This is a genomic window from Flavobacterium praedii, assembly GCF_026810365.1.
GTDB classification, from domain to species: Bacteria; Bacteroidota; Bacteroidia; order Flavobacteriales; family Flavobacteriaceae; genus Flavobacterium; species Flavobacterium praedii.
Genome location: NZ_CP113948.1, coordinates 1,151,449 through 1,171,022, shown reverse-complemented (window position 1 = coordinate 1,171,022; position 19,574 = coordinate 1,151,449). Strand labels below are relative to the sequence as shown.

At 31.3% G+C, this 19,574-nt stretch carries 22 protein-coding genes, 1 tRNA gene and 1 pseudogene; 12 read left to right on the top strand and 12 right to left on the bottom strand.

Features of this window, described 5'->3' with window-relative positions; genetic code table 11:
* Positions 1 to 62: 62 nt before the first annotated feature.
* From OYT91_RS05065 to OYT91_RS05055, 3 genes are all read right to left on the bottom strand, one after another.
* Entirely contained in the window at positions 63 to 932 is an 870-nt protein-coding gene (locus tag OYT91_RS05065) for a lysophospholipid acyltransferase family protein (protein WP_281239768.1), read from the bottom strand.
* 103 nt (positions 933 to 1,035) lie between these two features.
* A complete protein-coding gene (locus OYT91_RS05060) occupies positions 1,036 to 1,905 on the bottom strand; it encodes a lysophospholipid acyltransferase family protein (RefSeq protein ID WP_281239767.1) in 870 nt (289 codons plus the stop codon).
* Between the two features lie 81 nt (positions 1,906 to 1,986).
* Positions 1,987 to 2,865: a lysophospholipid acyltransferase family protein gene (locus tag OYT91_RS05055; protein ID WP_281239766.1), complete on the bottom strand. Its 879-nt coding sequence runs from the start codon at positions 2,863 to 2,865 to the stop codon at positions 1,987 to 1,989.
* A gap of 124 nt (positions 2,866 to 2,989) precedes the next feature.
* Here OYT91_RS05055 and OYT91_RS05050 point away from each other — a divergent pair, with 124 nt between their 5' ends.
* Positions 2,990 to 3,628: a rhomboid family intramembrane serine protease gene (locus OYT91_RS05050; RefSeq protein ID WP_281239765.1), complete on the top strand. Its 639-nt coding sequence runs from the start codon at positions 2,990 to 2,992 to the stop codon at positions 3,626 to 3,628.
* A 30-nt stretch (positions 3,629 to 3,658) separates the two neighbouring features.
* Positions 3,659 to 4,354 (top strand): SIMPL domain-containing protein, encoded by a 696-nt coding sequence (locus tag OYT91_RS05045; RefSeq protein ID WP_281239764.1) that lies wholly within the window; start codon positions 3,659 to 3,661, stop codon positions 4,352 to 4,354.
* A gap of 127 nt (positions 4,355 to 4,481) precedes the next feature.
* Here OYT91_RS05045 and OYT91_RS05040 read toward each other — a convergent pair.
* The 6 genes and pseudogenes from OYT91_RS05040 to OYT91_RS05015 form a co-directional block, all read right to left on the bottom strand.
* Positions 4,482 to 4,562: transfer RNA gene (locus OYT91_RS05040), tRNA-Tyr, on the bottom strand.
* Positions 4,563 to 4,734: 172 nt separating this feature from the next.
* A pseudogene (locus OYT91_RS05035) lies at positions 4,735 to 5,121 on the bottom strand (TlpA family protein disulfide reductase); the annotation flags it as partial.
* 18 nt (positions 5,122 to 5,139) lie between these two features.
* Positions 5,140 to 5,895, bottom strand: coding sequence for a DUF4369 domain-containing protein (locus tag OYT91_RS05030; protein ID WP_281239763.1), 756 nt, complete (start codon positions 5,893 to 5,895; stop codon positions 5,140 to 5,142).
* Positions 5,896 to 6,116: 221 nt separating this feature from the next.
* Positions 6,117 to 6,350, bottom strand: a complete 234-nt coding sequence (locus OYT91_RS05025; RefSeq protein ID WP_269222772.1) for a hypothetical protein — start codon at positions 6,348 to 6,350, stop codon at positions 6,117 to 6,119.
* 185 nt (positions 6,351 to 6,535) lie between these two features.
* Entirely contained in the window at positions 6,536 to 6,976 is a 441-nt protein-coding gene (locus OYT91_RS05020; RefSeq protein ID WP_269222773.1) for a KTSC domain-containing protein, read from the bottom strand.
* Between the two features lie 169 nt (positions 6,977 to 7,145).
* Positions 7,146 to 7,391 carry a hypothetical protein gene (locus OYT91_RS05015; protein ID WP_269222774.1) on the bottom strand — a complete coding sequence of 82 codons (246 nt, stop codon included), beginning with the start codon at positions 7,389 to 7,391 and terminating at the stop codon, positions 7,146 to 7,148.
* Positions 7,392 to 7,704: 313 nt separating this feature from the next.
* On the opposite strand from OYT91_RS05015, the gene OYT91_RS05010 reads away from it, so the two are divergent.
* Positions 7,705 to 8,250, top strand: a complete 546-nt coding sequence (locus OYT91_RS05010; RefSeq protein WP_281239762.1) for a hypothetical protein — start codon at positions 7,705 to 7,707, stop codon at positions 8,248 to 8,250.
* Here the strand turns inward: OYT91_RS05010 and OYT91_RS05005 are convergent.
* Positions 8,247 to 8,642 (bottom strand): response regulator, encoded by a 396-nt coding sequence (locus OYT91_RS05005; protein WP_281239761.1) that lies wholly within the window; start codon positions 8,640 to 8,642, stop codon positions 8,247 to 8,249. The two genes, OYT91_RS05010 and OYT91_RS05005, sit on opposite strands and share 4 nt — an antisense overlap.
* On the bottom strand, positions 8,639 to 11,329 hold the full coding sequence (locus OYT91_RS05000) for a PAS domain S-box protein (protein WP_281239760.1): 2,691 nt from the start codon (positions 11,327 to 11,329) through the stop codon (positions 8,639 to 8,641). Before OYT91_RS05000 ends, OYT91_RS05005 begins: the two co-directional genes overlap by 4 nt.
* Positions 11,330 to 11,745: 416 nt before the next feature.
* On the opposite strand from OYT91_RS05000, the gene OYT91_RS04995 reads away from it, so the two are divergent.
* The 6 genes from OYT91_RS04995 (at position 11,746) to OYT91_RS04970 (ending at position 16,279) form a co-directional block, all read left to right on the top strand.
* Positions 11,746 to 11,898, top strand: coding sequence for a hypothetical protein (locus OYT91_RS04995; protein WP_269222779.1), 153 nt, complete (start codon positions 11,746 to 11,748; stop codon positions 11,896 to 11,898).
* Positions 11,899 to 11,908: 10 nt separating this feature from the next.
* Positions 11,909 to 12,136 (top strand): hypothetical protein, encoded by a 228-nt coding sequence (locus OYT91_RS04990; protein WP_269222780.1) that lies wholly within the window; start codon positions 11,909 to 11,911, stop codon positions 12,134 to 12,136.
* 5 nt (positions 12,137 to 12,141) lie between these two features.
* Positions 12,142 to 12,522, top strand: a complete 381-nt coding sequence (locus OYT91_RS04985) for a YchJ family protein (protein WP_269222781.1) — start codon at positions 12,142 to 12,144, stop codon at positions 12,520 to 12,522.
* A gap of 21 nt (positions 12,523 to 12,543) precedes the next feature.
* A complete protein-coding gene (locus OYT91_RS04980; RefSeq protein WP_281239759.1) occupies positions 12,544 to 13,332 on the top strand; it encodes an META domain-containing protein in 789 nt (262 codons plus the stop codon).
* 240 nt (positions 13,333 to 13,572) lie between these two features.
* The gene (locus tag OYT91_RS04975) at positions 13,573 to 14,691 is read left to right on the top strand and encodes a vWA domain-containing protein (protein WP_281239758.1); all 1,119 of its coding nucleotides are present in this window, start codon (positions 13,573 to 13,575) and stop codon (positions 14,689 to 14,691) included.
* Positions 14,692 to 14,815: 124 nt separating this feature from the next.
* Positions 14,816 to 16,279 carry a sigma 54-interacting transcriptional regulator gene (locus OYT91_RS04970; protein ID WP_281239757.1) on the top strand — a complete coding sequence of 488 codons (1,464 nt, stop codon included), beginning with the start codon at positions 14,816 to 14,818 and terminating at the stop codon, positions 16,277 to 16,279.
* Between the two features lie 47 nt (positions 16,280 to 16,326).
* Here the strand turns inward: OYT91_RS04970 and OYT91_RS04965 are convergent, their stop codons facing one another.
* Positions 16,327 to 17,121 (bottom strand): RMD1 family protein, encoded by a 795-nt coding sequence (locus tag OYT91_RS04965; protein WP_281239756.1) that lies wholly within the window; start codon positions 17,119 to 17,121, stop codon positions 16,327 to 16,329.
* Between the two features lie 206 nt (positions 17,122 to 17,327).
* On the opposite strand from OYT91_RS04965, the gene OYT91_RS04960 reads away from it, so the two are divergent.
* The 3 genes from OYT91_RS04960 to OYT91_RS04950 all read left to right on the top strand — a co-directional run bounded on the left by OYT91_RS04960 (position 17,328) and on the right by OYT91_RS04950 (position 19,572).
* Positions 17,328 to 17,924 carry a 2OG-Fe(II) oxygenase gene (locus tag OYT91_RS04960; RefSeq protein WP_281239755.1) on the top strand — a complete coding sequence of 199 codons (597 nt, stop codon included), beginning with the start codon at positions 17,328 to 17,330 and terminating at the stop codon, positions 17,922 to 17,924.
* 62 nt (positions 17,925 to 17,986) lie between these two features.
* Entirely contained in the window at positions 17,987 to 18,844 is an 858-nt protein-coding gene (locus tag OYT91_RS04955) for a DMT family transporter (RefSeq protein ID WP_281239754.1), read from the top strand.
* A gap of 269 nt (positions 18,845 to 19,113) precedes the next feature.
* Entirely contained in the window at positions 19,114 to 19,572 is a 459-nt protein-coding gene (locus OYT91_RS04950) for a LexA family protein (protein ID WP_269222788.1), read from the top strand.
* Positions 19,573 to 19,574: the final 2 nt, after the last annotated feature.

Sequence of the window (19,574 nt, the reverse complement as noted above, 5' to 3'; positions counted from 1 at the left end):
AGGGTGAGTTTTTATTTTTTCAACTTTATAAAAAACTAAAATTTACACGTATTTTAAAAAAATCAACGTCGGTATTTCCATCTTCTATGTGTCCATAAATAATATTCAGGTTCTTCATAAATCTGTTTTTCTAAAAGTTTTAAATATTGATCAGTAAGTTGATAATTCGGAGCTTCTTTTGGATTAGTAGAAATAGTTTCTAAAGTGGCTTCGTAATAACCACGTTTTATTTTTTTAGTATTAAGATAAACCAAATTCATATTATATCTTTTGGACAACATTTCGGCTCCAGTATGCACAGGAACTTCAATACCCATAAATTTTTCCCAATGAAAAGCAGATTTAATATGAGGTGTTTGATCGCAAGCAAAACCATATACAGACAATATATTATTCTTACTGTTTTCGATTATGGTAGGAATTGTTTTTTTAGTTGTGACTAATTTAGCATTAAATCTGGAACGTATTTTATGAACCAATTTGTCAAAATAGGGGTTTTTTAATTGTTTGTAAATCCCATATGATGAAAATTCTGAATAATAATTCAAAGATATAATCCATTCATAATTAGCGTAATGAGAGCAAACAATAGCGATACTTTTGCCTTGCTTTTCTAATTCTTTATAAACTTCAATGTTTTTGAATACAAATCTTTTACAAATTTCATTTTTTGAGATATTTAAAGTTTTTATCATCTCCAAAAACACATCACACATGTGGTGATAAAATTTTTTTTCAATAATAATGCGTTCTTCGTCTGATAAATGAGGTAAGGCTAAGGCTAGGTTTTCCTTTACTGTTTTTTTACGATATTTTACAATTCGATATACGAGAAAATAAACAATATCAGAAAATATATATAGTAATCGAAACGGTAAAATTGAAATTAACCAAATTATAGGATAAACTAATAAATATATGAAGTATTGCATTTATTTAAAATTTTTACAAATATAAATAAATAATCTTTTTCTTGAATAAAATAGGTGATTCTTGATTTAAAATAAAATCTGTAAAGCACTTAATTTTAAGTTGTTATCTTTTGTGTTTCCATCGCTTGTGGGTCCATAAATAAAATTCAGGTGCTTCTATAATTTGCTTTTCTACGAGTTTAAGAAACTGATCCGTAATTTCATAATTAGGAACTAGATTAGCATTTTCAGTCAGTACTTCAATAGTGGCTTGATAAAAACCTCTTTTTACTTTTTTAGTTTTAAGAAAAACTATATTCATGTTGTATTTTTTGGACAACATTTCGGCACCGGTATGAACTGGGACCTCTATTCCCATAAATTTTGCCCAATGATGTGCAGCTCCTTCCTTTGGTGATTGATCACTGGCAAAGCCATAAACAGAGAGTTTTTTATTTCTGTGATTGGTTATGATTGTGGGAATTGTTTCTTTGGTTGTTATTAATGAGGCATTATATTTGGACCGAATAGAATGTACTAATTTATCAAAATAAGGATTTTTGATTTTTTTATAAATACCATAACCTTGAAATTTAGTGTAATAATTCATAGAAACTACCCATTCGTAGCTTGCATAATGTGCGCACATAATTGCAACGCTTTTATCTTGTTTTTCAAGTTCGGCATATACTTCATAATTATTAAAAACATATCTTTTGCAAATTTCATCTTTAGAAATGGTCATTGTTTTGATCATTTCCAAAAACATATCACATAAATGACGATAGAATTTTTCTTCGATAATCAGTCGTTCTTCATAGGATAAATGGGTTAATGCCAAAGACATATTTTCTCTTACGACTTTTTTTCGATAACCAATTATTCGATATACAATTACAAAAACAAAATCAGATAAAAGATAAAGTATTGGAAAGGGTAAAATTGAAATACTCCATAAAATAGGGTATACAAGTAAATATAGGATATATTGCATTAAATATAATTTCTGTAAATATATATTAAATAATTTTGTTTGATCAAAAGTTTTAACTTTTAAGGAAAATTATAGTATGCTTTATTTTTGATCTTTTCTATGTTTCCAACGTTTATGTGTCCATAAATAATATTCTGGTGCTTCATAAATTTGTTGTTCTACTAATTTTATGAAATGATCTGTGATTTGATAATTTGGGGTTTCTACAGCATTTTGAGAAAGTATTTCGAAAGAAGCTTCATAATATCCTCGTTTTACTTTTTTAGTTTTCAAGAAAAGTACATTCATATCATATCTCTTAGCAAGCATTTCGGCTCCAGTATGAACTGGTACTTCTACCCCCATAAAACTTGTCCAATGTTGAGCGGAATTGATTTTTGGTGTCTGGTCACTACCAAATAAATAAAGGCCTTTTTTATTTTTCTGATTATTTTCTATAATAGTTGGAATCGTTTTTTTGGTAGTAATTAGGGTTACATTAAATATAGATCTAATCCTATGAACTAACTTTTCGAAATAAGGGTTCTTAATTTGTTTGTATATGGGATAAACTTGAAAATCAGAATAAAAATTAATTGCGGGTGACCATTCATAACTTGCATAATGTGCCCCCATTAAGGCGATGCTTTTTCCTTGTTTTTCTAAATCCTTATAGAGATCCAAATTGGTAAAAACAAAACGTTTGGTAATTTGTTCTTTTGAGATGTTCATCGTTTTAATCATTTCCAGAAACATATCGCAAAGGTGTTTATAAAATTTCTTTTCGATAATTAGCCTTTCACTATCTGTTAAATGAGGTAATGCTAAAACTAAATTTTCTTTAACCGTTTTTTTTCGATATCCAATCAAATAATAAACAATGATATAAGTTAAATCTGAAAATAAGTAAAGTATGCGAAAAGGAAGAATTGAAATTGCCCAAATAAATGGGTAGGCAATTAAGTAATTAAGATATTGCATTGATCAAAAATTTTCGGTAAAGATAAAATAAATATTCACTTTTGTTTGATAGTTTGTGAGTTCATTAGGATTTAGAATTATAATATTAATTAGATTTACAGTAATATTTTAAACCTATTTTTTTATGAATACCATTTTAATTGCAATTATTGTTGCCAATGTACTGATAAGTTATAAAGGATTTAATGATCCTTATTTTTTTAGAAAATATGAATTTCATATTGGCAGTATTCGTGCTGGAGAGCAAATTAGATTGATTTCATCTGGTTTCCTTCATGCTGACATGGGGCATCTGTTTTTTAATATGTTGACACTCTATTTCTTTGCACCTGTTGTTTTTAACTACTTGGGGGAATTTTCATTTGTATTGATTTATTTTGGAAGTTTGATATTTGGAAGTTTGTTGACAATGTTATTTCATAAAGATGATTATAATTATAGAGCAGTTGGCGCTTCTGGAGCAGTGACGGGAGTTTTGTATTCAGCAATATTGTTACAACCTGATATGATGTTAGGATTGTTTTTTATTATTCCAATTCCGGCTTATATTTTCGGAATTTTATATTTATTGTATTCCATTTACGGAATGAGAGCAAAGAATGATAATATTGGTCATACTGCACATTTTGGAGGTGCAATAGGAGGGTATTTAATTACTATAATGAGAAATCCGGATTTAATACAAGAACATGCTTTAATGACCATTTTGTTAGCAATACCAATAGTTATTCTTTTTGTGATGGCTAAAACAGGGAAAATTTAAAAATTAAAATCAATATATAAAATCAATACTATGAAAAAATTAATTTTGTTTGTTATTTGTATGTTTACAGTTTTGGCCTATAGCCAAGAGGTTAAACCAATTCCCCAAATAAGCGTGATGGGAGAAGGAAAAGTAAAGGTGGTTCCAGATCAGGTTGTTATTTTAGCAACTGTAGAAACAAAAGGGAACAATGCTAAAGAGGTCAAAAAACAAAATGACATTCAAATGGATGCTGTTTTAAAACTACTAAAAAGTATGAATCTAGCACCATCCGATTATAAAACCAAAAGAGTTTCATTGAATCCCCAATATGATTATGAAAAAAAGAAACACTCTTATAATGCAACACAAACGATAGAAATACTTTTGAGAGATTTATCTAAATATGATGAATTGATGGAGGGTTTAGTTACACAAGGAATTAACAGAATAGATAATGTTACTTTTCAATCTTCAAAGTTGACGCAATATCAGTCTGAGGCTAGAAAATTGGCCATGAGAGAAGCTAAAACTAAGGCAGACGATTATGTTTCGGTTTTGGGACAAAAAGTCGGAATAGCAATCACTATAAATGATAATTCACAAACATATTACCCTCAACCGGTATATGCAACTATGAAAACAATGTCTATGGATGAATCTGCGGCAGCTCCCCCAAGAGAGACATTGGCAGTAGGAGAAATTGAAATTATTGCCAATGTTAGTGTAAGTTTTAAATTGGAATAAATTAAAGATGCTTCATTTTATTACTGAATATTCTCAAATTGAATCCTATTTTATTTTTTTGATGAGATAGGATTTTTTTTGGGAATTTGAATAAAAAAAACGCTTCAATTTCTTGAAGCGTTCTTTGTGGGGAGAGCAGGATTCGAACCTGCGAAGTTCACACAGCAGATTTACAGTCTGCCCTCGTTGGCCGCTTGAGTATCTCCCCGAGCCTTATTTGGTAACGCTTATTGCGTTATCCGGGTGCAAATATAGAGACAGTTTTTAGTTTTACAAACTTTTTTTGCACTTTATTTTATTATTATTTTTAATGTATTGGTATTGAATAAAATAAAAAATCTCCACTAGGGAGATTTTTTGTTTTTTAGAAGTAAAAGGTATTATTTCCCTAATAATTCTATGATTTTTGCTTTTAATTCGTCGCCTCTTAAATCTTGAGCGACTACATTTCCGGATTTGTCCAGAATAAAAGTAGCAGGTATGGATTCGACTTTATATTGTTTTGCAATAGGATCTTCCCAGCCTTTAAGATTAGAAACTTGTGTCCAGATCAATTTGTCTTTTGCAATAGCGTTTTTCCATTTTACAGGATCTTCGTCAAGGGAAACACCAATTATATTTAGGCCTTTCGCATGTAATTCAGAATAAATAGCTACTACATTTGGATTTTCTTTTCGGCATGGACCACACCATGATGCCCAAAAATCTACAATTGTCACTTTTCCTAAACTCTCTTTTAGAGTAATTGTTTTTCCTTGCGGATTAGGAGCAGCGAAATCTGTCCTTCATTTTGCTACTGGAGCTGCAGGAGTACCTGAAGCTGAAGAAACAGAAGGTGTTTTTAATTCTGCCAATTTTGTTTTAATTGCTTTACCTGGTTTAGAGTTTTTTAATGCCTCATCAAGTGTATTGTACATTGTTTCAATTTTTTTTGAATCAACAGTTGGATCACTGCTCATCCCTTGAATAATTAATGCACTAATAAAAGATTTTGGATGTGTATTAGCGTAGTCTACATACTTAGTTTTTGAAGTTGCACCAATTTCAGTTTGAATTTGTGTGTATTGTTTCATTAAACCATTGATAGTTGCAGTATCTTTAGCTTGTTGTGCCATTTGCATTTTTTGCATATTTAATGTTTGGAAATCCATCAAAGGCTTTTGGATTTTAGTGATTTCGTCATTAAATTTTACATACTCATCATTATTATAAGTACCTGAAACTTTAGATTTTTGAATTGTATCTTTGTTTATAACAATTGCAATATCACCATTTTCTAAGATGAAAGGAACTTTTGCTTGTGCACCTTCAATTTGTAAAGTATGAAAAGCTGGTTCAGTAATTTTTCCTTTAATTTCGAACTTTCCGTTTTCAATTTTTACAGTATCTACAGCGATCAACATCCCTTTGTCATCTTGAGTTTCTAGAACAACTGTTTTTCCGTTTTCAAATCCTTTCGCAGTTCCTGAGATTGTGTATTTGTCTTTGTTACAAGAAGTAAGTAATACAGCTGTAGTAAGAAATAAAATAATTTTTTTCATTTTTATTAGTTAATTGTTTAAAGGTTACAAAAGTATTTAAAATTATAAATTAATAACAACTTTAGTCGCTAAATTTATGTTATAATTTTCTAGTATTTAGAGTTATTAAAAACCTATTAATTCTTATGGTTAAAATATTGATATCGTTAGGAAATAAACCGTATATTTTTCCTAATAATAGGTTATAAAAAAAATAATTTAAAAAGGACTTTTTTTTGGTTTTATTGTTGGGTTTTATATCCTTCGTTTTCTAAAAGATGCGATTCAATATGTTCAATTTCATTTAAAGTTATTTTAATATTCAAATTAACTTCTCTTAAGTCTTTATGTAAATGCGAACAAACAGGATTTGATTTAAGTTTAAAATCTATTTCAGATTGAATTAATTTAAGTTTTTCATACGTTCGATGTGCATTCTTGTATTGTTTTCGGTAAATGTTGTCTGATTCATTCATGGTTTTGTTTTTTAGTTATATACTTTGGGTAGGCTAATTTATTAAAAAACCTGTTAAAAAAACGTTAATAAAATCAATATTTTGTAATTAAAATTTTCTAATATTTTTAACTATCCAAAAAATAAAATAAAAAAAGCACTCTATTTTAGAGTGCTTTAATACCATATTGAGCGTTTAAAAAAAAACTATTCTTGATTAGTAGTTTTTCTCCAAGTGAATGCATTAAGTATATGTCTTTTTGCGAATCGACCTGGGGAATCAGCGTTTACCATTTTTACGTAAGTTGCTTTAGGTACACTTATGTACTCGTAAACACTCCCGTTTGAGAAATTAATTATTAAACGACCTTCAACAAATTTATAATCAGTTATTGTTGATGTAGCGATTGTTTCTGTATACTCAGGTAAGTTTGCTTTAACAGTCTCTGGATTGATGCTTACCAAAAAATGATACGCTTCAATAATTTTTTTACTATTTTCTTCGGCAGCTTTTAGACCTGCATCATCTCCTTGAAATTTATCTGGATGTGCATCTTTCATCGCATTGCGATAAATGGTTTTTAATTCTTTTAGCTCTACTGTTTTTTCTACATTAAGCAGTTTGCGAAATTCAACTATTTTTTTCATAAATATTGTAACTACTTGTCTTTTACTATTCAATAAAAATTATTTCATTGAAAATCGACAATTTTTTGCAAAGGTACACTTTTTTTTAACTTTTCAGTTTAGAGCAAAAAAAAAATCAAAAAAAGAAATATTTTTTGATTTTTGATAATTTATCTTGGGATATAAAAGCCTATTGTTCAGGCTTCATATTGGCTTTGTCGAAGTTTTTAGATTTTTTGGGATATTTATTGTAGCTGATGTCGCTTGGGTTTTCGATAATACTTTTAATGGTAATCCAATCCCCAAGATTGTGTTTTTGAGCCATTTTGAAGTCTAAAAGATAGATCCCACAAAAATAATTGTTGTTTTCATCTTGCTCCATTATTCCTGTAAAAACGCCTTTTTGTAACATTCTTTCTTCTGATGCTTTGGTCATAATCTCTTTATTTTAAAATAATTCTGGCTGCAAAGTTAAGCAATTATTAGGAACTTATACTGAATTTGAATTTGAAATGGTGTACGGAATACTTTGAGTTTTTTGTGTAAGGATAGAGTTGATAGCGAAAGCGTGAGGGATAGAACAAGGCGCCATAGCGCTCGTGATAGCCCGACCGCATTTGCAAAAGGGCCAAATAAGCGGTTTGTATGTTGGGGCCCTTTTGCAAATGTGGTCACGCCCAAAATAGTAAAATTAAGTAGTTTTATGAATAGATTTGGTACTTACCTCAGTTTGTGTTTACCTTTGATTTATGGAAAAAATATTTAGACCGAGTCCAAAATCATTTAAAAATACTTTTTGTGTTTTTCAGGAAATTTTGCCTGATTGTATATCTGGAATGCCAGTTCAATATGATAGTAAATCGGGTAGTAAATATTATTATACAACGGAGGGTATGTATCGCTATTCTAATCATTGGGGGAGATTAGCCAATAGTAAGTGGCGCTTGGAACCTTTGGAACCTGAAACCCCATTCAAATTTAAATTAGGTTTTGCAGCTTGGAACGAATTTTATCCTGATAATACAGAAGATGAACTATATTACTTGGAAGCCAATTACACAAAGAGAACTGTTAATTACCAACATCGAAATAATCCGAAATATGATTCTAAGGCCATTTTAAGAACGAGTTTTTTTACTGCAAAAAGAATTAAACAGATTCGGAATTTATTTGAGTTGACTTCTTGGGCCAAGTATTTTGATTATGACGATATTGATTTATTGCGCAAGGAAATTATTGACGAATTAATTTTTACCAATAAAACTTTGGAGGAAATAAAAAGAGAATTTGTTTAATTATTTGCTGAAATCAATATCAAATCATTATTGTTTACAGGTTTTGATAAATATGCGATAATTTCGGGATACTTTTTGGCTTTGCTTTTATCTTCTAAAGCAATAGAGGAACTAACTATATATATGCTTATCGGTACCTTTATTTGAGGCTTTAGGAGTACCATTTCTTCCATGAATTCCCAGCCGTCCATAATGGGCATATTTATATCTAGAAGTATTACATTTGGGAGTTCTGCTGTATTTTCTATAGCATTTTGTAGCGCATAAATGGCTTCTTTCCCGTTTTTGAAACTGGATACACTTACAAATAACTCTGACTTTTTGATGATTTTATTCACAATAATTTGATAAATCGGGTCGTCATCTATTACCCATATCGTTTTTAGACTCATACGATTTCAATTTTAAATGTTGTCCCTACATTGAGTTTGCTTTCTACCGTAATAGTTCCTCCCATTGCTTCTATTTGATTTTTTGTAATGAATAATCCAACACCTTTTGAGGTTGGGTCATTGCTAAAAGTTTTGTACATTCCAAAAATTTTACTTCCATATTTTACTAAGTCAATACCTATACCATTATCTGATATTTCTAGGATTTTTTTATCATTGGCTATGACCCATTTCAAAACAATACTAATTTTTCTGTCTGGATGACTATAGCGAATTGCGTTTGAAATTAAATTAAAAAGAATACTTTCCAAATAAGCGGGGTTGTAATTTATCATTAAATCATCAGGGATCAAATTTGATATTTTTACCTCTTTGGATATTATTTGCTCTGAAAATATTTTCATAACATTATCAATGTACTCTTTTAAGTTTAAAGACTCAGTCACTAAGTTTACATTGGTGCGTATATTGATCACTTCGTTTAAATGCAGCATTGTTTCATTGAGTAGGTTGGATACCGAAACCAATAACTGCATCATTTGTTCTTTTTCCTGTTCAGTTTCAGAAGATTGTATTAATGATACAATTGAGGCTATATTACTAGTATGTGATCTTAAATTATGTGATATAATATAGGAAAAATTTAAAAGCCTTTCGTTTTGTTTGGAAACTAAATGGAATGAGTTGCTTAATACTTTTTCAATTTTTTTAGATTTAGTAATATCAATCATTATTCCATGCAAGCTAACAGCTTTGCCGTTTTCATATACTATATTTACCATATCCCTTATCCAGATGACAGTTCCGTCTTTACAAATCATTCGGTATTCAAAATCATGGTTTGATAGTTCTTTGGTTTTAGTTTTACAATATTCCAAAGCGCATTCTCTATCTTCGGGGTGAATATGATTTCTCCAAAAATCGGGTTCGTTTATCCATTCGGCAGAAGTATAACCTAAAATTTGTTCTACTTTTTTACTAACAAAAGTGAAGGTATAGGTTTCGATATCACATTCCCATACAATTCCATCAATGGTATTTATGATAGATTTAATTTTTTGTTGAGAATTAAGAATTATTTTTTCGTTTCTTTTTCTGGTAGTAATATCCTCAGTAGAAACAATAATACGTTCGAAAGTTTTTTCGTATCTACGAACTACATTCCATCTAAAATGAATATCTATGGACTCTTGGTTACTATTTTTTATTTTAGACTCATATTCCAATTGATAATTGTTTTGTGTTACAGCTATCAATTGTTTTATAAAATCATTTATAGATTCAGAATTATGTATTTGCTCTAAATTAGAAATAACTGATTCTTTTGATTTTAACTTAAGCATTTGTAAACATTCGTAGTTTATCGCTATAATTTTGATTAGAGGAATACAGTCTTTTACGATTTCTGAATTTTCTTTTAAATATTTTTCGACAAAAATTTTATCTTTACCAATAAGATCAAATTTTTTGAGGTGATTTTTTATCAGTGAAAAATCAACTTCCCATAACGGAATTGGAGAACTTTTGAATAGACTTTTAAATTGATTTTCACTTTTTTTAAGATTTTCTACATTTTGCCTTTGCAATGTAACGTCTTCAACGATAACAATATTTGTTTTTGATTCTACTTTTAAATTAGTTAATGATGATACATTTAAATTTACCCAGATAATTTTTCCGGATTTGGCAATGTATCTTTTTTTAATGCGATATTCATTGATTTTTTCTTCAGCAAGTTTTTTAAAATTCAATTCACTTATTTCAATATCTTTAGGATGTGTAAATGATTGAAAACTTCTAAATTTCATTTCTTTTTCTGTAAAACCTAATAAATTACAGTATTGTTTATTTACCTCAAGGTATTTACCTGTGCTAGCTTCTACAAGAGCAATTCCTAAAGGAGCCTGATCAAAAATAGTTTTAAATTTTATTTCGCTATTTAAAAGTTTTTCGGACTGAATAGCTACCAATTCTTGCAATTGTTTTGGTCTATTCAACATAAGGGTTGTAAAAACTCCGATCATTAATGAAAGTAATATTCCTAAAATTGATGGTAAAATTAGTATTGAATAATGGTTAGGATCCTTCTTTTTAATCAAATAAATTTTCCAATTGCCATCAATGATTGTTGAAGAAATTTGAATTTTATTATGTGTATTATTTGTTAAAGGAAAGAAAAATTCTTCTTTTTTATTATTAGGATTTATTTTTGAAAATTGAAAACTATATTTAGAAGTATCAATTGCATTTATTCCTGATTGTTTTACTAAATGATCAAAATTGATAACAACAGCAGAAAATCCCCAAAATTTATTTTTTTTAAAAATAGGCAACCTTCCTATAATTGCAGTTCCGCCCTGTTTTAAGTTCAAAGGACCAGCAAAAAACATTCTTCCATTCGTGATAGATTGAATGGCTTCTTTTTTAATAGTTGGAGTAGTAAAAAGATTAAGATTTAAAGCAGATTCATTTCCTTTTAGAGGATATATATATTTAATAACTCCATTTGGTACTAGTTGAACGATACTAATCCAATCATTGGATTCAATTAGTTTCTTACTTATGGTCTCAAAATTATCTGGTATACCTTTGTCATTTATAGTTAATGCAAGGGTAAGAGTAGTTGTGTACGAACTTTTGAGACACTGATCAATATTTTGGTCAATCCTTTCTAGAATTGTTTGCATTTCTCGACGCTCATTTTCTTTGATAATTTCAATCCTTTGTTGAATTGCATTTGCAACTCCGAGACTTAGTATTAAAAAAATAAAAAAACCTGTCGTCTTGGGGTTTATTATGAACCAACGTAAGAATTTAAGCCTTTTATTTGTAAACTCCATAATATGTCGAAAAATCCTAGAAAGTTAAAAATTTATAAGAATAATTTTAATTATTAAATTAAAGATATAAAATCAATTTTAGAAAAGTATGAAAAAATCAGTTTAATTTTATTTTTAGAAAATCTAAAGGGCGATTTATCAGTATAAAACAGACTCCTTTTCAATAATAAAACCGAACTTTGTACTCTTTTTATATTGAAAATGATTTATTATAAAATTCATATTTCATATAAAAGATAAGGAACATCAAAAAGAGAAATGCAATGAGCAGAAATAACGAAGGAAATATCAAGAAACACAACGACAAACTGCACAAGGCACAAGATAAAGCCAAAAAAGCAGCGATGGATCGTAAAGAAAAACTAAAACAGATTACTAAAAAGTTCAATGAGGGTAAAGCTTCGGATAATTGTTAACTCATAGATTATGATAAACTTAGATTTGGAAAATTTAAAAAGTGGCGTTCAAGAAATTATTGACTTGATAGCCAGTAAGCAAACCAAAGAAGCCAATAATAAATTACTTGAAGTGAGTGAAAAACTAGATGAGATTCTAGATCACACAGACGATGATGAAGATTTAATGCAGATTAGTCATTTTCAGGTATTATTGAATCAATTGCATATTAAAATCAATCCAACAGATTCTGAATAACTATTATGGAAAATATATCCTGTTATTGTGGTTCTGGAAAATCATTTGAAAGTTGTTGCTCTCCTTTTATTAATGGAATTCAAACTGCTCCAACTGCTTTGGCATTGATGAAATCAAGATATTCGGCTTATGCAACCCATCAAGCAGATTATTTACTGGCCACTACACATATTTCAGAAAGAAAAAAGTATTCCAGAGAAGATATTTTACTTTGGGCAACAGCCAATAAATGGCAAAAATTGGAGATTATTTCCTCAACTGAAAATACGGTTGAATTTAAAGCCTATTTTTTAGATGCTACTAATGTAAACCAAGTACATTATGAGTTTTCTACTTTTAAACAAGAAAATGGCAAATGGTTTTATCTGGATGGAACGTTTAAATAAAGCAGTTAATTTATAAAAACTATGAAAAAGTGTATTCTATTACTTTCAGTCTTTTTATTAATTTCAAGTTGCAAAAGTGCTTCTGCAAAACCAAAAGAAGTTGCAAAAACTGAACCAACTATCGAATATAAACAACAAATGGAAAATTTAGATCAGGGAATTTATTTTAGAGGCAAAGGAAATGACCCCGAATGGAGTTTGAAAATTTCTGAAAAAACCATTGAATTCAACTCTTTGAAACCTGGCTTTGAGTCTTTAAGTGGCGCTCACATTGAGCCTATACGTGCGATGGATGCCAATGTGAAAATGTACCGAGTTGAAACTTCGGCGGGATTAATGATTATACAGATCATGCATCAAGAATGCTTCAATACTATGTCTGGTGAAAAATCAACGTATTCGGTTCAAATAGAAATTGTAAAAGATACTGTTTCCATATTTTTTATCGGTTGCGGAAACTATATTACCGATCCTCGTTTGCACGATATTTGGGTTTTAGAAAAACTAAATGGAGAAAAAGCAACTTTGGACCACTTTATGAAAGAATTACCCAATCTAGAAATCAATAGTTCAACCAATCAATTCATGGGATTTGCAGGTTGCAATCGCATGAATGGTAAAGTATTCTTTGAAAGAGGATTACTTCGTTTTAATAATATCATCACTACAAGAATGGCTTGCGGACCAAATAATAAAGAAAACGAGTTCTTGAAAGCATTGCAAAGTACAACAACCTATAAAGTAGCAAACATGCGATTGACACTTACCAATCCATCGGGTGTAGAAGTTGTATTTAGAAAAGTAGATTGATTTTTTTTTATAATTGCATTTCAAATGTTGTAAACAATTTTTTTAAACCATTAAGATATTAAGTTTCATTAAGAACAGCTACAGCCCTTAATTTACTTAATATCTTAATGGTTCAAAATTTTTGCAAATTAAATTTTGATTAAATTATTCTTCACAACATTACACTTGAACAATCCTTTTAACGTAAAATTATAGAATGTTTGAGGCAGGTTCGATTAAAAATGATGTATTTTTATATTTATGAAGGACACTATCAAAAAAGGATTTTATTTCAAGACCTACGAGGCTCCGTTTCAATCTCCATTTGATAAACTTTTTGTCATTTTCAAAGAGCTTATCACACATACTTCGGGAGATTTTGATGAAGCTATAGAATGGTTGCGTGAGCTCGACAAAGAATACAAACTCACAGATTCAGCGTATACTATCGATGATTTTATTGAAGATTTAAAGAAAAAAGGATACATCCGGGAAGAACTCAAAGACGATGGAACATCGGGAATTGGCATAACCGCCAAAACCGAACGCGCCATTCGACAACAAGCTTTGGACAATATTTTTGGAAATTTAAAACGATCGGGAAGTGGCGACCACAAAACCAAATATGCTGGAAACGGCGATGAACACACGGGTGAGTTTCGAGAATTTCATTTTGGAGACAGCTTAGAAAGGATTTCCCTGACCGAAAGTTTACGTAATGCCCAAATCAACAATGGTGTAGCCGATTTTATGCTGACCGAAAATGATCTTGTAGTCGAAGATGCTCAATACAAATCTCAAATGAGCACCGTTTTGATGATTGATATCAGTCACAGTATGATTTTGTATGGAGAAGATCGAATCACACCAGCCAAGAAAGTAGCAATGGCTTTGGCCGAATTAATCACTACTCGGTATCCAAAAGACACACTGGATATTTTAGTTTTCGGTAACGATGCATGGACAATTGCCATTCGGGATTTGCCTTATTTAAAAGTGGGGCCTTATCATACCAATACCGTTGCTGGCTTGCAATTGGCTATGGATTTACTCCGCAGAAAGCGCAATACCAACAAACAAATTTTTATGATAACCGATGGGAAACCAAGTTGTGTTCGCGAAAAAGACGGTTCCTATTATATGAACAGCAACGGACTCGATCAGTACATTGTGGATAAATGTTACAATCAAGCCCAACAAGCTCGAAAATTACATATTCCCATTACCACTTTTATGATTGCCAATGATCCTTATTTACAGCAATTTGTCAATCATTTTACCGAAGCCAATCAAGGGAAAGCCTTTTATACCGGTTTAAAAGGTTTGGGCGAAATGATTTTTGAAGATTATGAAACCAATAGAAAGAAGAGGGTGAAATAAGTATTCAGTGGTCATTTTTTTTAGTGATCATTTAAGCATACTTATAAATCCATTAAAATTAAATAAATAAGGCTTAATTATCTTAATCCCTTAATGGTTCAAAAAATAAAATTGTAAAAATAATATGAAAATAGAAAATATAAATACACTTGGAGAATTAAAGAAATCAGGATACATAAGCAAAAGTATCAAAGATGAATTGCGTCATAATTTAAGGGAGAAAATTAAATCAGGAGTGCCCACTTTTGAGGGAGTTCATGGTTTCGAAAACACCGTTATCCCCGAATTAGAGCGCGCTATTTTGTCCCGTCATAATATTAATTTACTAGGACTTCGGGGTCAAGCCAAAACCAGATTGGCTCGCAAAATGGTCGAATTATTGGATGAGTATATTCCGTTTGTGACGGGATCCGAAATCAATGACGATCCTTTTCATCCTATTTCGCGTTTTGCCAAAGATATCATTGAAATAAAAGGTGATGAAACCCCAATTTCGTGGTTGCACAGAAGCGAACGATTCTTTGAAAAACTGGCTACACCAGACGTTACAGTAGCCGATTTGATTGGCGATGTTGATCCTATCAAAGCGGCTAATTTAAAACTTTCTTACGCAGACGATCGCGTGATTCATTTTGGAATGATTCCCCGTGCCAATCGTTCTATTTTTGTAATTAACGAATTGCCGGATTTGCAAGCAAGGATTCAAGTAGCGTTGTTTAACATACTGCAAGAGGGAGACATACAGATTCGAGGATTCAAATTAAGAATGCCATTGGATATGCAATTTGTATTCACTGCCAATCCCGAAGATTACACCAATCGTGGAAGTATTGTAACACCTTTGAAAGACAGAATTGGTTCTCAAATCTTGACTCATTATCCCGATACCATCAAAATTGCCAGAACAATAACAGAGCAAGAAGCCAAATTAGATCAAACACAAAGTGAGTTGGTGTATGTTCCTTCGTTGGCCAAAGACTTATTAGAGCAGATCAGTTTTGAAGCGCGCGAAAGTGAGTATATTGACAACAAGAGCGGTGTAAGTGCTCGTTTGAGTATTACTGCTTTCGAAAACTTATTGAGTACAGCCGAACGTCGTGCTTTGCGCTCTGGAATTGACCAAACAACTCTTCGTTTATCCGATTTTATGGGGATAATTCCATCGATTACTGGTAAAGTAGAATTGGTGTATGAAGGAGAGCAGGAGGGAGCAGCTATTGTGGCGCAACATTTAATAGGAGATTCTATTCATACCTTTTTCCCAGCTTATTTCCCTAAAATCGAAAAATTAGAAAAACAAGGCGAAAAAACGGCTTATTCAGACACTTTAGATTGGTTTTTTACAGAAAGCGGATTCGAATTACTGGACGATTGTTCTGATGAGGAATATAAAAGAATTTTGGATAGTGTAACTCCTTTGGAAATTTTAATCAAAAAATACCAACCACAATTAGAAAAAAACGATAGCTATTTTATGAAAGAATTCATTCTTTGGGCATTAGTCGAATACAAAAAACTCAGCAAAGATCGCCTTTCCGAAGGGTATCAGTTTAAGGATATCTACGGAAGTTATATCAGTAAATTATAATTGAACATAGGGTTTAGAATTTCTAAACCCTATTTTTTTACTTTTTATCAATGAAAATACAACGCTATCAAAATTTCTATCGCTATCAAAATAATCACAATCCATTCCAGTCGGGAGCTTTCCCGAACATTTAAAACATCCGTAAAGAGTTTTAGATTATCTTCAACAATACCCAATCGATAATCCAAATCTTTAAATCTAGGTATAATATCAAAATTTGTTTTAAGACTTCTATTCAATAAATTTAAATCTTCATGATCCCACACAAGATTTGGGTCGTCAAGAATGTATAAATTGTCGACTATACTGTTTTTTACGTTCAATACTTTTCCAATATATTTCAGCAGATTGGTTTTTGAAATGCTTAAGCGACCTCGCTTTTCCAATTCAAGAATATACTCCTTCGAGGATGTAATAAGATCATCAGAAAGTGTTTCGTAAAACTCAAGTGCCACAGATTGAGCAATATTAAGCATCACAATTCTCAATACAGATGAATCGACAAAAGGTACTGTTACCGAATTGTTTTTGACATAGGTTTTCAAAAGTGTTTTGTCAATCTCAATTGTGTATTCTTCAAACAAGTTTACATCTACAATCTCAATAGCATATTTTTTAACAAATTCAATAAACTCTTTTTTATCGGAAGCCGTATAATTTGCAAAAACAATTACGCCATAATCAAAAATGTAGAGGTACTGATTTTTACTTTTAAAAGCATAAAAAAGTTCCGAAATCGAACTGGAATACGTTTCAACTTCAAATTCTGTTCGGATTTTCTTTATATTAAAAGCTTCCGCAATTTGAATGGCTTCAATTTTTATTAAATCAGATTCTATCATATTCGACATTTTTTCTATTTATTGCAAAATGGCGTATTAAAATTAACCAATTATATTCTAAAATTAAAAATTACAAGAGTACTATTTTGATTAAAAAGAAATCAAATCAATCAGAAAATTTTTATTTATTTTATTTTGTGACCTTTCCCATTTTTAATAGTCTATCTTGCCCCGTTGGCGCTATTTTCAGTCCATCAAAATAGGATATGGAAAACAGTTTTGAAGATTTGATTACCACTTATATCGAAAATAGAGTTGGCATATCCGAACATTTTTTGAGTGCAGAATTAGCCAATAACTTAAAACAAAATCTACATAATTTAAACGACAACAGTCAATTATCGGCTGCTGGAATCGGGAATTCTGAGAAACTGTCTTATGATGGTGCTATTCGCAGTGATTCTATTTATTGGTTGGACAAAAAACACAATAACGCTTTCGAAAATGAATTCTTTGCTCAAATGGAAGCTTTTATTTTATACTTAAATGAGAGTTGTTATGCCGGAATTACAGGCTATGAGTTCCATTATTCCCTTTACGAAAAAGGCGATTTTTATCTAAAGCATCTAGATCAATTCAAAAACAATCCAAGTCGAAAATATTCAATCATTAGTTATTTAAACAGTGATTGGCAAGAAAGTCATGGAGGTGAACTGCTCATTCATCAAGACAATAACAACCAAAAAATAAGCCCTACGCAAGGCAAAACGGTTTTCTTCAAAAGTGATGAACTTGTTCACGAAGTGCTCGTTACTCAAAATACCCGAATGAGCATTACAGGCTGGCTAAAGAGTGATCGGTAATTTTAGAAGAAAGTGGTTTTAAAAAATTAAAACACTATTTTTGTGAGATAAATTTTAGGACCATGCTATTTCTTATTCTGAGTATTATTTGTAGTGTTACAGTGGGCGTGCTCTTCAAGATCGCGCACAAAAATCAATCGAGTAGTATTCAAATCATAACATTCAATTATGCAACTGCTCTTTTACTTTCTTATTGCTTTTTCAGCCCCGATTTCAAGGCACTAGCCAGTTCTTCGGCTTGGCCTATTTATACCCTTCTTGGTGTTTTATTACCAACCGTGTTTATCGTTTTGGTGCTGTCCATACAACATATGGGAATCGTAAAAACCGATGCTGCCCAACGTTTATCTCTTTTTATTCCCATTTTGGCCGCTTGGTTTATTTTTGACGAGCAATTCAATTCCCTGAAAATTGCTGCAATTTTGATTGGCTTTCCAGCACTCGTATTGCTACTCATCAAGCCTACATCCAACCAAGAAAACAAGTGGATGTATCCTGTTATGGTAGTACTCGGCTTTGGAACAATCGATGTGTTGTTCAAGCAAATCGCATTGTATACCAAACTGCCATTTACGACCTCCTTGTTCGTTATTTTTGCAATCGCCTTAGTAATAATGGGACTTTACGCCTTATTCACCATCCTTTTTCGAAAGGAAAAATTCAGTTCTAAAAATATTTTTTGGGGTATACTAGTTGGGATTTTCAACTTCTGTAATATTTTTTTCTACCTCAAAGCTCATCAAGCATTTGCTCAAAATCCCTCCACCGTTTTTGCCGGAATGAATATGGGCGTCATCGTAATCGGCAGTCTTGTCGGAATCTTTATTTTCAAGGAAAAAATATCTCGACTCAATTTTACAGGGCTTTTATTGGCCTTGATCGCGATTGTTCTAATAGTGCTTTCACAAATAAACTACTAAAAGAGTTGGGCGTGACCCCATGAAGCAAAGGGGCTTACTTAGCATGCCGCTCATACAGCCCCTTTGTTTCATGGGGTCGGGCTATTGCCATTACTTCGGTAATTTGGCGCTATCCCTCACGCAATTCCTGCTAAAAAAGAAGTGTTTCGTTATTAATTCCTTTTTGTATAAACCTGACAATCAGGCTTCATTTTTTTATCAACATTAACGTTGCTGTTAGACCTTCAATTTTTCATTTTAACTAACTTTGTAATTCAAATACCAGTAAAATGCCAATCCGAATTCCAAATACTGTTTCTCTTGAATTCCTAACCTCCGATATGACTTCTATCAATGAAGTGCCTTATTTTGACGAAGGAATATCTGCTGGTTTTCCAAGCCCTGCCGATGATTTTCAAGAACTCAAAATCAGTTTCGACAAGGAAGTATTTGGCAGTTCTCCATCGACCATTTTTTGTGCACGTGTGAGCGGTTCATCTATGGAAGGAGCTGGAATCTCAAACAATGATATCATTGCTGTCGATCGATTATTAGATCCCGAAGACGGTGATATTGCCGTTTGTTTAATCCACGATGAGTTTACACTCAAGCGCTTGCGTGTAGAGAAAGATTGCGTTTGGTTGATGCCCGAAAATGACAATTACAAACCCATTCAAATCACCGATAATGATTCGTTCCAAATTTGGGGAATCGTCATAAATACACTCAAATACCATCGAAAAAGATAAGA